Origin of the sequence: Paenibacillus roseus, from assembly GCF_016424485.1 — a bacterium.
Lineage (GTDB): Bacteria > Bacillota > Bacilli > Paenibacillales > Paenibacillaceae > Paenibacillus_D > Paenibacillus_D roseus.
In genome coordinates this window covers 43938-56995 of record NZ_JAELUP010000065.1, presented here as the reverse complement: position 1 = coordinate 56995, position 13058 = coordinate 43938, and the positions used below count along the sequence as shown (strand labels likewise).

The window sequence follows — 13058 nt, the reverse complement described above, 5'->3', positions numbered from 1 at the left end:
CCCCCCCCGGCTCTATTTGCTAAGGAAATCAAATCACTTTTTCCTGTCCTTCCGCTTCGACCGGGCATTGATCCGGCAACACAATTCTGATCGTAATCCCATTTTGCAGCTCAGAGTGTACATCGATGGAACCGTTGTACCGTTTGACAAGGTCGGTCACAATGGAAAGTCCGAGCCCGGAGTGATGATCCGCTTTCGTTGTGTAGCCGGGTGTGAACATCATAAGCCGATCCTCCTTGCCGAGCAGTCGGCCGTTATTATGAACTTCAATTTCCACCTCATCATTATGCTGTCTCAGGAGGAGGCGGACGTAGCGCTCCTTATGCGGCAGCGTCATCGCTTCATCGAAAGCATTGTCCATGAGATTGCCCAGAATGCGGATCAAGTCGATGCTCTTTACATGCATCGTATGAAAACGCTCGGGGATTGCATAATCGAAGCGAATGTTCTGCTCCTTGGCGGCGGTCAGCTTGGATTGTACGAGTGCGGCGACAGCGGCTGCAGGCGCCTGGCTGCTGGTCCGGTTTTGCGACTGAAGGTCGATGGCGACCTCTTCAATATAGGATTTAAGCTGCTCGTATTTTTTCATGGTGACCATGGCGGATATGACCTGAATATGATTCAGAAAATCATGGCGCTGCCCGCGAATGGATGTGAGCATCTGCATGACATCGCTGAAGTAGACGCTGCGTGTTGCGTTGATAGCTTCCTCTCTTGTTTTAATGATAAGCCAAATTGCCATCATGCTGATAAACACAGTAGAGAATAAGCCGATAAGGAACAAAAGTTTGGTTATATGATCATACCGGGTAAAATAACGGGACAAGAAATAAGTTGTGAGCGTTATGCCCTGAATAAAGAAGAGTATGCAGAACAAAAATATGGGACGATGTCGCTTGTTTTTGAGCAAGGCGCTTATTTTTTTACCTGGATAGAAGGAGCGTCTATGCAGCAGCCAGCAAATCCCCGCTATCAAAATAAACAACGGCCAGTGCAGTAGCAGCTTGTCCCATACATTCGCTTCCTGCACCCATATCAAGCCCCGCAAGCTGGAATCGATCAAAAATAAAGCCAGATCAGAACCGATCAAGATCAAACAAAAGGTAATCTGAGTAAGCAGCCGCGTCTGAATGCGAAGTGTTCGGAACATCCAGAAGAAAAGCAAAGCCAAAGATAGCAGTGAATGCACGATATGTACGGAAGCGGGAAGGACAGCCGCCATAACTAGCAAGTACAGCGCATGGACAGCGCTGATGCCAAGCAGCTTGGCAGCAAGGCGCTCCACCTTGATTCCCCAAAATAAAAAACTGAACATCAAATAAATAAAGGTTTGCGGAATGGTCAAAAAGAATAAAGTGATGAATGAATGCAAGATGTAATTCATGCGTGTTTCTCCTTCAGGCGGCCGTGCAGGTCGTCTGGGTCAAAAAAGAATAATGTATTTGTCTTTATTACTTTACTTGCTTTTGGTCTAAAATGAAAATGTTTTTTATATCGGCAAGGGGGATTAACCGATGGGGACGATAGATTTCGGTGAGGAAGCATTAACCAAGCATGAGTTTATCCTGCAATATATCCAGCAACTCAAGATTGGCGAGAAGATATCGGTGCGATCCATCGCCAAGGCGCTGCAGGTCAGCGAGGGAACGGCATACCGGGCGTTGAAGGAAGCTGAGAAGATCGGCATCGTCAGTACAAGAGAGAGAATCGGTACCGTACGCATCGAGAAGAAGCAGCGCGGCGATCATGACCGTCTGACCTTCTCCGAGATTGTCACGATACTGGACGGGCAGGTGCTGGGCGGGGCCGCCGGGCTTGATAAAACCTTGCAAAAATTCGTCATTGGGGCGATGAAGCTTGAAGCAATGCTGTCCTATATTGATGCGGACAGCTTGCTTATTGTCGGGAATCGTGAAGATGCGCACCTTTATGCGCTGGAAGAGGGAGCGGGAGTGCTTATTACGGGAGGCTTCGATACCAGTGACGAGGTCAAGAGGCTATCAGATGAGCGCGAACTGCCGATCATATCCTGCAAGCACGATACGTTCACTGTCGCATCCATTATTAACCGGGCGATCTATGACCGTCTCATCCAGCAGAAAATTATGCGGATTGAGGATATTGTGACTTTCGGGCAGACACTGGAGACGCTTTATCCGGGCGATACACTGGAAACATTTGAATGGTTGCAACGGGAGACCGGCCGCGCCCGCTTCCCGGTTGTTGACGAGAAAGGACGGATTGTGGGGATTATCACATCCCGGGACGCGGCAGGGAATCCGCTGTCTCATACAGTGGATAAGCTGATGACCCGCAATCCGATTACGGTCCGCGCGAATACGCCTATTACTTCAGCAGCCCATACCATGGCCTCCGAGGGTATTGACCTGCTGCCGATTGTAGACCGCCAGCGGAAGCTGATCGCGGTTGTCACCCGGCAGGAGGTGCTTGCAGCTATGCCGTTTGCCGGTAAGCAGCCGCAGTCGGGTGAAACCTTTGACGATTTGATGTGGAGCGGATTTTCGAAGATTACCGGTGAACGCACGGGGGAGGGCTGGTTGTACAGAGGGAGGATGACGCCGCAGATGTCCGGCCCGCTGGGGACTGTATCGGAGGGCGTGCTGATGGCACTGCTGATGCAAGCCGGGCGGCTGCTCATCTGGGAGATCGGCAAGCGTGACCACGTTCTGGAGAGCGTGACCACTTACTTTGTCCGCCCCACCCAGATTGATCATGAAATTTCGATCGTGCCGCGTCTGCTGGAAATGAACCGCAAATCAGCGAAGCTGGAGATCGAAATTGTCGATGATCACGGGCTGGCCGCCAAGGCGATGCTGAGCGCACAAATGATTGACCCATAGATGAAAAAAAGCCGAGGATGGATATCCCGGCTTATTGCTTCATGGTCAAGTAAAGGGTGCGGTTGCGGATGCCTGCAAACAGGTTGAACAGTCCGAGCACCAGAAATACAGCGCCGACAATCATTCTAACGGTAGACCCGCTGAACATGACCATCTGAACGAGCGACAGCAGTACGAGCATCAATCCCATGCTGATGTTCATCCGGGCTGTATATAATCCGCGGTCGCGAACTTCATGCGAACGGCGCGCCTTATAGCTGTAATAAGTGGTAAAGCATAAGGCAATCAATACTCCTGCAACAAGCAGCCATTGTACAACGGCCATAACGATTCGACACGCTCCTTTGTGATAGGGGTTACACTGACGACTAATGAATGCCGGCACAGCCAGGCTGATACGGGCGCCTGTACCATTGTATCATTTTATAGCACTGGCTGCATCTTTGCCGTTACCCAGACGGTGAGGGAGGTATCGACAATGAGCATCGTTTTGACCTGAATCTGATATTTTTTGCTGTCGATGCCAAGTGTGTACACCTTATTGTCAAGCAATGTCCGGGCAAGCCGTGAATCGTCCCCGATTTCATAGACCTTTCGTCCGAGAAAAATATCAAAATCCTTTTTTACCGCTTTTTTCAGCTCCAGTTCGGTGCGCAAATCAAGACTGGAGGAGGAATTTTTCAACCGATTGTTTTCGACATAGACATGGACGGTTTTGATGACATTGTTGTGTTCATTTTTATATTCAGTAAGCTGAGTGATATCATGGTTTTTCTCCTCAATGACCGTATTCAGCTTGTCGATTGTGAGGTGCAGCGCATTTAGATGGTCGTGGCTGATGCTGAGGAGGACTGCAGCGCCTGCTACGGCGCCGAGGAGGAAGCACCCGGCTGCACGCGTAAATCCGCGATACCTTTCGAAGGGCGGTACGCGCATGGGCTACAATACCTCCCCGCAAATCATTTTGATCAGCTCCGTCCCCATATGCGCGCCCAGGAACGCTGTTATAATGATGCTCACCTGTTGCACAACAGGAGACAGATGCCCCTCAAGCATATTGGATTCAATAACCCGCATCGGATCAATCGTGCCCCCTACCGCTGCTACAATTGCCCAAATTTTGAGCTTGGCCGCAGTCTCCAGCATAACGGTGCCCGGAGCTTGCAGCACAAGCACCGAGCCGACTCCTGCAAGCAGCGCTCCGCCAATGACGACTCCGAAAGCAATAAAGAAATCAACAGCTGTTTTCGATAAAAACACATTCATATTCAAGGCATGTCACCGTCCCTTATAGGTTTACTATCAGCCATTGGTCTGCCCAGAGGGCTTGTTTCATTTTATGGGCGTCTGCATGCACATTATGATAAAATAGAATAAATATAAACCGGAAGGATCGGACGTCAAATGAACAGTGGAGATGCATTTGTTCACCTGCATGTGCATAGCGAATACAGTTTGCTCGATGGCGCCGCCCGCATCAGGGAACTGGTGGACAAGGCGGCGGAACTGGGAATGGAAGCGCTGGCGCTGACGGACCACGGGGTCATGTATGGCGCCATTCCGTTTTATCGTGCATGTAAAGAACGCGGCATTAAGCCGATTATCGGCTGCGAGATGTATTTTACGGCAGGCTCCCGCCATGATAAAGGGTCCCGCAAGGACCAGCCTATCTATCACTTGATCGTGCTGGCCAGCAATTACACCGGCTATCAAAATTTGATGCGGCTGTGTTCCATCGGCCATCTGGAAGGCTTTCATTACAAGCCGCGCATAGATATTGAGGCTTTGTCCGCTCATGCCGAGGGTCTGATTGTGTTGAGCGCTTGCCTCGGCGGAGAGGTGTCGCAGCATCTGCTTCATGACCGTTATGAAGAGGCGAAGGCCGCCGCGCTGCGTTACAGGCAAGCGGTGGGGGGAAACTTCTACCTGGAGCTTCAGGATCACGGGCTGCTCGAACAGAAGAAGGTTATTCAAGGCATGTTGAAGCTTGCGGAAGAGACGGGAATTGAGCTGGCAGCGACCAATGATGTGCATTACATGCGTCGTGAGGAAGCTGCTTTGCAGGATCTCCTGATTTGCATAGGGACAGGCAAGACCGTGGATGACACGAACCGGATGAAGATGGTGACTGACCAGCTCTATTTCAAGAGTCAGACTGAGATGGCGGATCTGTTCCGCCATGTGCCGCGCGCCATCGAGAATACTGTGCGGATAGCCGGACAGTGCCAATTGGAGCTGGAGCTTGGCAGACCGGTTTTGCCGACGTTCAGTCCGCTGCCGGAAGGCCTTGATGCCCAGGCATACTTGCGGGAATTGTGCGCACATGGCTTGCAGGAACGCTATCCCGAATTCGGAACGCCGCAGGAGGAAGAGGGCGCTGGGGAAGCCGCGAGGGCAAGACTCGATTATGAGTTGTCGGTCATTGCCAGCATGGGCTTCTCCGATTATTTCCTGATCGTCTGGGACTTTATCCGTTTTGCCCATGAACAGGGTATCCGCACCGGACCGGGGCGCGGTTCGTCGGCGGGAAGCTTGGTTGCTTATGTACTGCGAATTACCGATGTCGACCCGCTCCGTCACAAGCTGCTTTTCGAGCGGTTTCTTAATCCGCAACGAATCTCCATGCCGGATATCGATATTGATTTTAATGACGAGCGCCGCGACGAGGTTATCGCTTATGTGTCGGAAAAGTATGGGGCTGAACATGTGGCCCAGATCATCACGTTCGGTACGATGGCGGCCAAAGCGGCGGTGCGCGATGTGGGAAGGGCGCTGAATGTGCCTTATGCGCAGGTTGATCGTGTCGCCAAGCTGATCCCGCATCAGCTCGGGATTACACTCGGAGCAGCGCTGCAGGGGGTTGACGCGCTGCAGGAGGCGAGCCGGCAGCCGCAGACGGCGGAATTGCTGAATATGGCGATTAAGGTCGAAGGATTGCCGCGCCATGCTTCGACACATGCTGCGGGTGTTGTCATCTCCAGGGAGCCGCTGACCGACTATGTGCCGCTGCAGAGTGGGACGGAGAAGACGGCGCTTACTCAATATTCAATGGAGAACCTGGAAGCGGTCGGACTGCTCAAGATGGACTTTCTCGGTCTGCGTACGCTGTCGATTCTGGAACGGGCCATTCGCTGGATCAAGGAGTTGTATGGCAAGGAGATCGATTTCAAGACAATTTCCTATGAGGACCCGGCTACTTATGAACTGCTGGGAAAAGGAGAAACAACAGGTATCTTCCAGCTCGAGTCTTCGGGAGTGCGACGGGTATTGAAGGATATGAAGCCTTCCGGCTTTGAGGACATTGTTTCCGTCCTGGCCTTGTATCGTCCGGGTCCGATGGAATTTATTCCTAAATATATTCAGGGCAAGCACGGGCAAATTCAGGTGGAATATCCGCATGAAGCGTTGAGGCCGATACTGGCCGATACGTACGGCATTATCGTCTATCAGGAGCAAATTATGCAGATTGCTGCTGTTATGGCGGGCTTCTCGCTTGGCGAAGCAGACCTGCTGCGGCGCGCTGTCTCCAAGAAAAAGCGGGAGGTGCTCGACGAGCAGCGGGAGCATTTCGTTGAAGGCAGTCTGCGTCAAGGGTATGCCCGACAAGAGGCAGACCGCGTGTACGATATGATTGTACGCTTCGCAGATTATGGTTTTCCGCGGGCCCATGCCGCCGCTTATGGGGTTTTGGCCTTCCAGACCGCCTGGCTCAAGGCTAATTATCCTGTCCCGTTTATGGCTTCTATGCTTGTATCTGTCACCGGCAACCATCGGAAAACAGCGCAATATGTCGATGAATGTCGACGGATGGGCATTCCTGTTCTGCCGCCGGACATTATGGAGAGCGGAGTGAGCTTTACCCCATCGGCGGGCACGGTACGCTTTGGCCTGGCTTCCGTGAAAAATGTTGGAACAACCGCGATTGAGGCGATCATGAAAGAACGGCTGGATAAGCCGTTCGTGAGCCTTCTTGATCTGTGCCGGCGGGTGGATCTGAGGGTGGTAAACAAACGGGTGCTTGAATCCCTTGTTCAGGCAGGCGCGGCGGAATCGCTGCCTGGGCATCGTGCTCAGCAGCTTGCGGCGTTGGACGAGACGGTAGAGGCGGCGTTGAAATGGCGCAAAGAGCGCGAGGAACTGCAAATCGAGCTGTTCGATTTCAAGGAAGTCCAGAATTGGGATGTCGAGATGCCGGAGGTAGCCGAATTCAGCCCGATTCAGAAGTTGGAACTGGAGCGTGAGCTGCTGGGGCTGTTTCTCTCCGGGCATCCGCTGAATGGCTATGACCAGCAGCTGGACGGGCTCGGTCTGCCGCGTATGCTTGATCTGTACGACAGCGAGGATGGCGCCAGCGTAGTTCTCGGGGTGATGGTAGTTTCGGTCAAGCCGTTCACGACAAAGAAGGGCCAGGCGATGGGCTTCCTGGAGCTGGAGGATCATCTGGAGCGTGTGGAGGCCGTAGCTTTTCCGTCGCTGTGGAAGCGGAGCCAGCATGAGTTTGCCAAGGGAGCGCTGCTGCTGGTGCAGGCCACCGTACAGCGGGAGGAGGAGGACCTCAAGCTTATTGTAGAGGCTGCCGTTCCGATGGAATCGAGCAATTTGCCCCAGCAGGCAGCCAGAATGCTTCAGCAAGCGCAGTCCTACAGGGGATCGGCGAGCAGTAGAGGGGATCGGCCTGCTGCCGGGGCTGCTGGAGCGAGAGCATCCGCTTCCGGGTTGCCGGTGGTTCCGGTATCCGCATCGGATAAGTCCGACAAGCGGAATGTCGCTGCATCGCGCCGCGCCGCGCCGCGCAAGCAACGGCTTTATGTCAAGATCGCTGCCGACAAAGAAGAGCAAGGACGGCTGGAGCAGCTCAAATCGCTCATTGCCGCCCACCCCGGCGAGTTGGAGACGGTGCTGTTCTATGAGCGTGATCAGCGGACGCTGGCGCTTAGCGACAAGTATAGCGTGAAGCCCTCACCGGAGTTGCTCGAGAACATCGGGAAGTTGCTGGGAAGCCGCTCTGCGGTTATCAGATAAATGGCCTGACAGGCAGTATGTGCTGTTATCCTTGAAACTTTTAGTCACATTAGGTTCCTATCCCGCATAAGCTTAGGACATACAAGCTAGCGGGAGGGATAAGCATTGCCACAGAGCCTGGAGAACCTGTTGAACCGCCGTGGGGTCACCATAGAGTCTGTAGCGGAAATTGTGCATATGCTTCAGCATCCATATAACGCCGATTTGACGATAGAGGATTGTCTGGAAAGTGTATGGGCGGTTCTTGCCAAGAGGGAAGTGCAGTACGTATTGTATACAGGCATTGCGCTCGATGAGTTGGCCGAGCAAGGGAAGCTTCCCCAGCCGCTGCAAGGGATCATGCAGGCCGATGAATCCCTTTATGGTGTAGATGAAACGATGGCGCTTGGCATTACAAATGTTTACGGCATGATTGGGTTGACAAGCTTCGGATATTTAGATAAAGTCAAGCCCGGGATCATTAAGAAACTGAACGAGAAAGGCAAGCACATTCACGTATTTTTGGATGATTTAGTAGCAGGCTTGGCCGCTGCTGCCTCAGCCCGGATCGCCCACAAGGACCCGAAAGCGCGGCATTATGATCAGCCCTAATCGACTCTGAAGGCTTGCAGCAGAAAAACCCATTTGTTGCGGTGAAAAGATGAGTTATGATATCATTATTCCATTATACGGCCTGATCCAGACGATTTAGGGGGTTCATTCATGTGGACGGTTATCTATATCGCGCCAACAACCAAGATTGCGGAGACGATTAAATCACGTTTGACGGAAGAGGGCTTTTTAGTCCAACTGCGCCCGATCAATCTCTCCAAACAACAATACGAGATACTGGTTCCTTCCGGAGAGCTGGATGAAGTACAGGAAGTGCTGAATTCCATTCTCCATTCATGAGTGTCCCCCTGTTCGGTTGCAGCGGCTAGGCGTTCGGCTTGTACGGAATATCTCCCCTTAAGCGAATAGCGGGTGGAGCCTTGGCCAGACAACCGCTGCAATACTATTGCGCCCCCTAAGAGGTGTCACATATGTTTAAGGACTTATTTCAGAAAAAGAAGTATGCGACCGTTCCTTCGGTAACGGACCGTCCCAAGCGGGACATTCCGGAAGGACTGATGAATAAGTGTTCCAAGTGCGGAACGATTCAATATGGCAAGGAACTGGAAAAGAATTTGAAGGTTTGCTCTTCTTGCGGCCACCATTTCCGTTTGAATGCATGGGAGCGAATTCAGATGATTATCGACGAAGGTTCGTTCCAGGAGTTCGATGAAGGACTGGAATCGGTGGACCCGCTAGAGTTCCCCGGCTATGCATCCAAGCTGGTGGCACAGAAGAAAAGCTCGGGACTGCGTGAAGCGGTTGTAACCGGAGAAGGCGCAATCGGCTCATTCCCTGTTGTGGTTGCAGTGATGAGCTTTGATTTTTTCTCGGGCAGCATGGGATCGGTTGTCGGGGAAAAAATTACGCGTGCGATTGAACAGGCACTGGAAAAGCGCGTCCCGCTTCTTATTTTCTCCACCTCAGGCGGAGCGCGGATGCAGGAGAGTATTCTAAGCCTGATGCAGATGGCCAAGACAAGCGCAGCTCTCGCCAAGTTTCAGAGCGAGGGCGGGCTGTATATCTCTGTGCTGACGGACCCTACATTCGGGGGGGTAACCGCAAGCTTTGCCATGCTTGGCGATTACAATTTGGCCGAGCCAGGCGCGTTTGTCGGCTTTGCGGGACGGATTGTCATCGAGCAGACCATCCGTCAGAAGCTGCCGGACAATTTCCAGACAGCCGAATTCAACTTGCAGCATGGGCAATTGGACAAGGTGGTTCATCGGAAAGATTTAAAAGGGCTGCTGACCAAGCTGCTGGATATGCATACCGTAAGGGAGGATGTTGCTTATGGCCGGTGAGCTTCCATTTGAGAAGCCGCTTTTGGAGCTTCGGATGAAGATCGATGAGCTGAAAAGATTCGGACAGGAGAAAGGGATTGATTTCACCGATGAGATTTCCCGTCTCGAATTGCGGTACCAGCAGCTCAAGCAGGAGCTGTACAGCGAACTGACGGCTGCCCAAAAGATGCATTTGGCTCGCCATCATCAGCGTCCGACCTCGCTGGATATTATTCATGCTGTGTTCACCGATTTTATTGAACTGCATGGAGACCGTTTGTACGCGGATGATCTGGCAATTGTGGGCGGGCTGGCCAAGCTTGGAGACATTCCGGTGACGGTTATCGGCCATCAGCGGGGGAAAGACACCAAGGACAATATTGCTCGCTTTTTCGGCCATCCTCATCCCGAAGGCTTCCGCAAGGCGCTGCGTTTGATGCAGCAGGCGAACAAGTTCAAGCGTCCGATTGTAACCCTTATTGATACAAAAGGAGCTTATCCTGGAAATGCAGCCGAAGAGCGCGGCCAATCCGAAGCTATTGCTCGCAATTTGCGCGAAATGGCGACCTTTGGCGTGCCGATCATCTGCATCGTCATTGGCGAGGGCGGCAGTGGCGGAGCGCTGGCGTTGGGAGTGGGAAACCGGGTCCTGATGCTGGAGAATGCCATTTACTCGGCGATTTCGCCAAATGGCGCAGCCTCGATCTTGTGGAAGGATGCTTCCAAAGCAGATCAGGCAGCCGAAACTATGAAAATAACAGCCAAAGATCTGCTTGGTTTTGAGATTATCGAGGAAATTGTCCCCGAGCCGGAAGGCGGGGCGCATCGCGACTTGGCCCAACTGGCCGAGGTGCTTCGCGAGGCCGTTCAGCGGCATTTGTCAGAGCTGTCGGTTATGACTTCGGAACAGTTGGTCGAAGACCGCTATCAAAAGTTCCGCAAGATTGGCGCCTTCACGGAAGCTGTATCTATACAGGAGCAGGCTGCTGACGATTCGGTGTCAGTGGAATCTGTACGAGCCCAAGTGTAATTTTTTTGTAAACAGGCTGTACAAGGCCCGCAGAATCGTGTAAGTTGAATGAAGATGTGAATTTTTTTTGAAATATAGGAATATCCGGCTTTGTTTTTGGGCAATCCTTATATTTCCAGGTTGAAAATGTTGTTTCTGCCGTCGGCAGGCTGTTGACGCTTGAGATACAAGCCATGTATAGAACAGGAACAATGTTCTATCTTGACTTGTATTTCTGTGTGAGAGGGTGTCAGAACGTTGCAACAACTCGTTGTTCTGACAGGCCTTGCGGACCCCGCAAGTGTGAACCGCTAGAAAAATGCAATTCACCTGAACAGCTTCGTCTTCCTATGGACGGAGTCGCTTGCCTGTGAGATTCGGGCAACTGACGGGGTGGCTTTCAATGGATTGTTCAGATTTGATGAGAAACGAAGCTTCGACTGCCAAAGGTATCGGAGTCATTTATGCTTGTTTAACGGAGGAAACCTAACATGCGCAAAACGAAAATTGTGTGTACGATTGGACCTTCCAGCGAGTCGCTGGAGAATACAAAGAAACTGATTCAAGCTGGCATGAACGTTGCCCGTCTTAATTTCTCCCACGGAGATTTTGAAGAGCACGGCAACCGGATCATCAACATCAAGCTGGCGAACAAGGAACTTGGAACGAATGTAGCGGTCCTGCTTGATACGAAAGGACCTGAAATTCGTTTGGGCAAACTGAAAGAAGAGCCGATTGAACTGATTCAGGATGATGCGATTGTACTGACGACAGAAGAAATTCTTGGCGACCGTACCCGTATCCCTGTAACGTATAGCAACCTTCCGGAGGATGTCACTATTGGTTCGACGATCCTGATCGATGACGGCCTGATTGGCCTGAATGTGGAAAAGGTTGAAGGCACTGAAATTCACTGCCGTATCGTAAACGGCGGACAAATCAAGAGCAAGAAGGGCGTTAATGTCCCTGGCGTTAATATTTCCCTGCCAGGTATTACGCAGAAAGATGCCAACGATATTATTTTTGGTATTGAGCAAGGCATTGATTTTGTAGCGGCTTCATTCGTGCGCAAAGCAAGCGACGTGCTGGAAATCCGCGAACTGCTTGAGAAGCACAACGCAGGACATATTCAAATCATCTCCAAAATTGAAAATCAGCAGGGCGTTGACAATCTGGATGAAATTCTGGAAGTGTCTGACGGTCTGATGGTTGCGCGTGGAGATCTCGGCGTGGAGATTCCGGCTGAGGAAGTTCCGCTCGTTCAAAAGCAAATGATTGAGAAGTGTAACCGCGCAGGCAAACCGGTAATTACAGCTACGCAAATGCTGGATTCCATGCAGCGGAACCCGCGTCCGACTCGCGCTGAAGCGAGCGACGTGGCAAATGCCATTTTTGACGGCACGGACGCGATCATGCTCTCCGGGGAAACCGCGGCAGGTAAATATCCGGTAGAATCCGTGCAAACAATGGCACGAATCGCCAAGCGTACGGAAGCTGCGCTGGAATACCGCGAAATATTCACCAAACAGGCGAATGCCCAGCAAACCACGGTTACGGAGGCGATCAGCCAGTCTGTTGCGAAATCCGCATTGGATCTGGAGGTAAAGGCGATCATTACGTCTACCGAGAGCGGTTATACGGCCCGCATGATTTCCAAGTATCGTCCAAAAGCTCCAATCATCGCAGTTACGCCTGATCCGAAAGTGATTCACCGTCTTGCACTTACATGGGGAGTCATCCCTGTTCAAGGCATATCGGCTACAACGACCGATGAAATGTTCGAAATCGCAGTTCGCGGCGGTATTGAGTCCGGCCACGTACAGCTTGGCGATACCGTTATTATTACAGCGGGCGTACCGGTTGGCCGCTCAGGAACGACGAATCTCATTAAAATCCACCATGTCGGCGATTTGCTGGCAAAAGGCCAAGGCATCGGGAGCCAAAGCGCAACCGGTAAAATTGTAGTGGCTCGCTCCGCTGAGGAGGCAGTTGCCAAGACAGAAGCTGGAGCTATTCTTGTAGCCACTTCGACAGACAAAGAATATATGCCTGCCATTGAAAAGGCAGCTGCGCTTATTATTGAGCAAGGCGGTATTACAAGCCATGCGGCAGTAGTAGGCCTGAACCTGGGAATCCCGGTTGTACTTGGCGTCGAGAACGCGCTGGGATTGTTGCAGGACGGCATGGAAGTTACCGTATACAGCGAAGCAGGGGTTATTTACTCCGGACAAGCCAAAGTAATGTAATTCAACGTAAATACCCGCTTGTAAAAGCAGGTTACTCAGAACATAC

11 protein-coding genes are annotated in these 13058 nt (G+C 51.9%); 7 read left to right on the top strand and 4 right to left on the bottom strand.

What is annotated here, in order from left to right; all coding sequences use genetic code 11:
• Positions 1-28: 28 nt before the first annotated feature.
• Positions 29-1384 carry a sensor histidine kinase gene (locus JFN88_RS12320; RefSeq protein ID WP_199019598.1) on the bottom strand — a complete coding sequence of 452 codons (1356 nt, stop codon included), beginning with the start codon at positions 1382-1384 and terminating at the stop codon, positions 29-31.
• A gap of 130 nt (positions 1385-1514) precedes the next feature.
• On the opposite strand from JFN88_RS12320, the gene JFN88_RS12315 reads away from it, so the two are divergent.
• Positions 1515-2861: a DRTGG domain-containing protein gene (locus tag JFN88_RS12315; RefSeq protein ID WP_199019597.1), complete on the top strand. Its 1347-nt coding sequence runs from the start codon at positions 1515-1517 to the stop codon at positions 2859-2861.
• A gap of 31 nt (positions 2862-2892) precedes the next feature.
• Here the strand turns inward: JFN88_RS12315 and JFN88_RS12310 are convergent, their stop codons facing one another.
• The 3 genes from JFN88_RS12310 to JFN88_RS12300 all read right to left on the bottom strand — a co-directional run bounded on the left by JFN88_RS12310 (position 2893) and on the right by JFN88_RS12300 (position 4127).
• On the bottom strand, positions 2893-3186 hold the full coding sequence (locus JFN88_RS12310; protein ID WP_199019596.1) for a YtpI family protein: 294 nt from the start codon (positions 3184-3186) through the stop codon (positions 2893-2895).
• 98 nt (positions 3187-3284) lie between these two features.
• Positions 3285-3797, bottom strand: a complete 513-nt coding sequence (locus JFN88_RS12305) for a sporulation membrane protein YtrI (RefSeq protein WP_199019595.1) — start codon at positions 3795-3797, stop codon at positions 3285-3287.
• Positions 3798-3800: 3 nt separating this feature from the next.
• Positions 3801-4127 (bottom strand): YtrH family sporulation protein, encoded by a 327-nt coding sequence (locus tag JFN88_RS12300; protein ID WP_199019860.1) that lies wholly within the window; start codon positions 4125-4127, stop codon positions 3801-3803.
• A 138-nt stretch (positions 4128-4265) separates the two neighbouring features.
• Between JFN88_RS12300 and JFN88_RS12295 the strand changes: the two genes are divergently transcribed.
• The 6 genes from JFN88_RS12295 (at position 4266) to pyk (ending at position 13012) form a co-directional block, all read left to right on the top strand.
• Positions 4266-7883 carry a DNA polymerase III subunit alpha gene (locus tag JFN88_RS12295; protein ID WP_199019594.1) on the top strand — a complete coding sequence of 1206 codons (3618 nt, stop codon included), beginning with the start codon at positions 4266-4268 and terminating at the stop codon, positions 7881-7883.
• 105 nt (positions 7884-7988) lie between these two features.
• Positions 7989-8474, top strand: coding sequence for a phosphatidylglycerophosphatase A family protein (locus JFN88_RS12290; RefSeq protein WP_199019593.1), 486 nt, complete (start codon positions 7989-7991; stop codon positions 8472-8474).
• A gap of 111 nt (positions 8475-8585) precedes the next feature.
• Positions 8586-8774 carry a hypothetical protein gene (locus JFN88_RS12285; protein ID WP_028561914.1) on the top strand — a complete coding sequence of 63 codons (189 nt, stop codon included), beginning with the start codon at positions 8586-8588 and terminating at the stop codon, positions 8772-8774.
• A gap of 131 nt (positions 8775-8905) precedes the next feature.
• Positions 8906-9778 carry an acetyl-CoA carboxylase, carboxyltransferase subunit beta gene (gene accD, locus JFN88_RS12280; RefSeq protein WP_199019592.1) on the top strand — a complete coding sequence of 291 codons (873 nt, stop codon included), beginning with the start codon at positions 8906-8908 and terminating at the stop codon, positions 9776-9778.
• Complete coding sequence (locus JFN88_RS12275; RefSeq protein ID WP_199019591.1) at positions 9768-10787, top strand: acetyl-CoA carboxylase carboxyltransferase subunit alpha; 1020 nt, start codon at positions 9768-9770, stop codon at positions 10785-10787. Before accD ends, JFN88_RS12275 begins: the two co-directional genes overlap by 11 nt.
• A gap of 470 nt (positions 10788-11257) precedes the next feature.
• On the top strand, positions 11258-13012 hold the full coding sequence (gene pyk, locus JFN88_RS12270) for a pyruvate kinase (protein ID WP_199019590.1): 1755 nt from the start codon (positions 11258-11260) through the stop codon (positions 13010-13012).
• Positions 13013-13058 lie beyond the last annotated feature (46 nt).

What these genes read in the sequence shown, in the direction of transcription:
- JFN88_RS12320 (WP_199019598.1), bottom strand. Translation starts at nt 1,384, where the DNA reads ATGAATTACATCTTGCATTCATTCATCACTTTATTCTTTTTGACCATT.
- JFN88_RS12315 (WP_199019597.1), top strand. Translation starts at nt 1,515, where the DNA reads ATGGGGACGATAGATTTCGGTGAGGAAGCATTAACCAAGCATGAGTTT.
- JFN88_RS12310 (WP_199019596.1), bottom strand. Translation starts at nt 3,186, where the DNA reads ATGGCCGTTGTACAATGGCTGCTTGTTGCAGGAGTATTGATTGCCTTA.
- JFN88_RS12305 (WP_199019595.1), bottom strand. Translation starts at nt 3,797, where the DNA reads ATGCGCGTACCGCCCTTCGAAAGGTATCGCGGATTTACGCGTGCAGCC.
- JFN88_RS12300 (WP_199019860.1), bottom strand. Translation starts at nt 4,127, where the DNA reads ATGAATGTGTTTTTATCGAAAACAGCTGTTGATTTCTTTATTGCTTTC.
- JFN88_RS12295 (WP_199019594.1), top strand. Translation starts at nt 4,266, where the DNA reads ATGAACAGTGGAGATGCATTTGTTCACCTGCATGTGCATAGCGAATAC.
- JFN88_RS12285 (WP_028561914.1), top strand. Translation starts at nt 8,586, where the DNA reads ATGTGGACGGTTATCTATATCGCGCCAACAACCAAGATTGCGGAGACG.
- accD (WP_199019592.1), top strand. Translation starts at nt 8,906, where the DNA reads ATGTTTAAGGACTTATTTCAGAAAAAGAAGTATGCGACCGTTCCTTCG.
- JFN88_RS12275 (WP_199019591.1), top strand. Translation starts at nt 9,768, where the DNA reads ATGGCCGGTGAGCTTCCATTTGAGAAGCCGCTTTTGGAGCTTCGGATG.
- pyk (WP_199019590.1), top strand. Translation starts at nt 11,258, where the DNA reads ATGCGCAAAACGAAAATTGTGTGTACGATTGGACCTTCCAGCGAGTCG.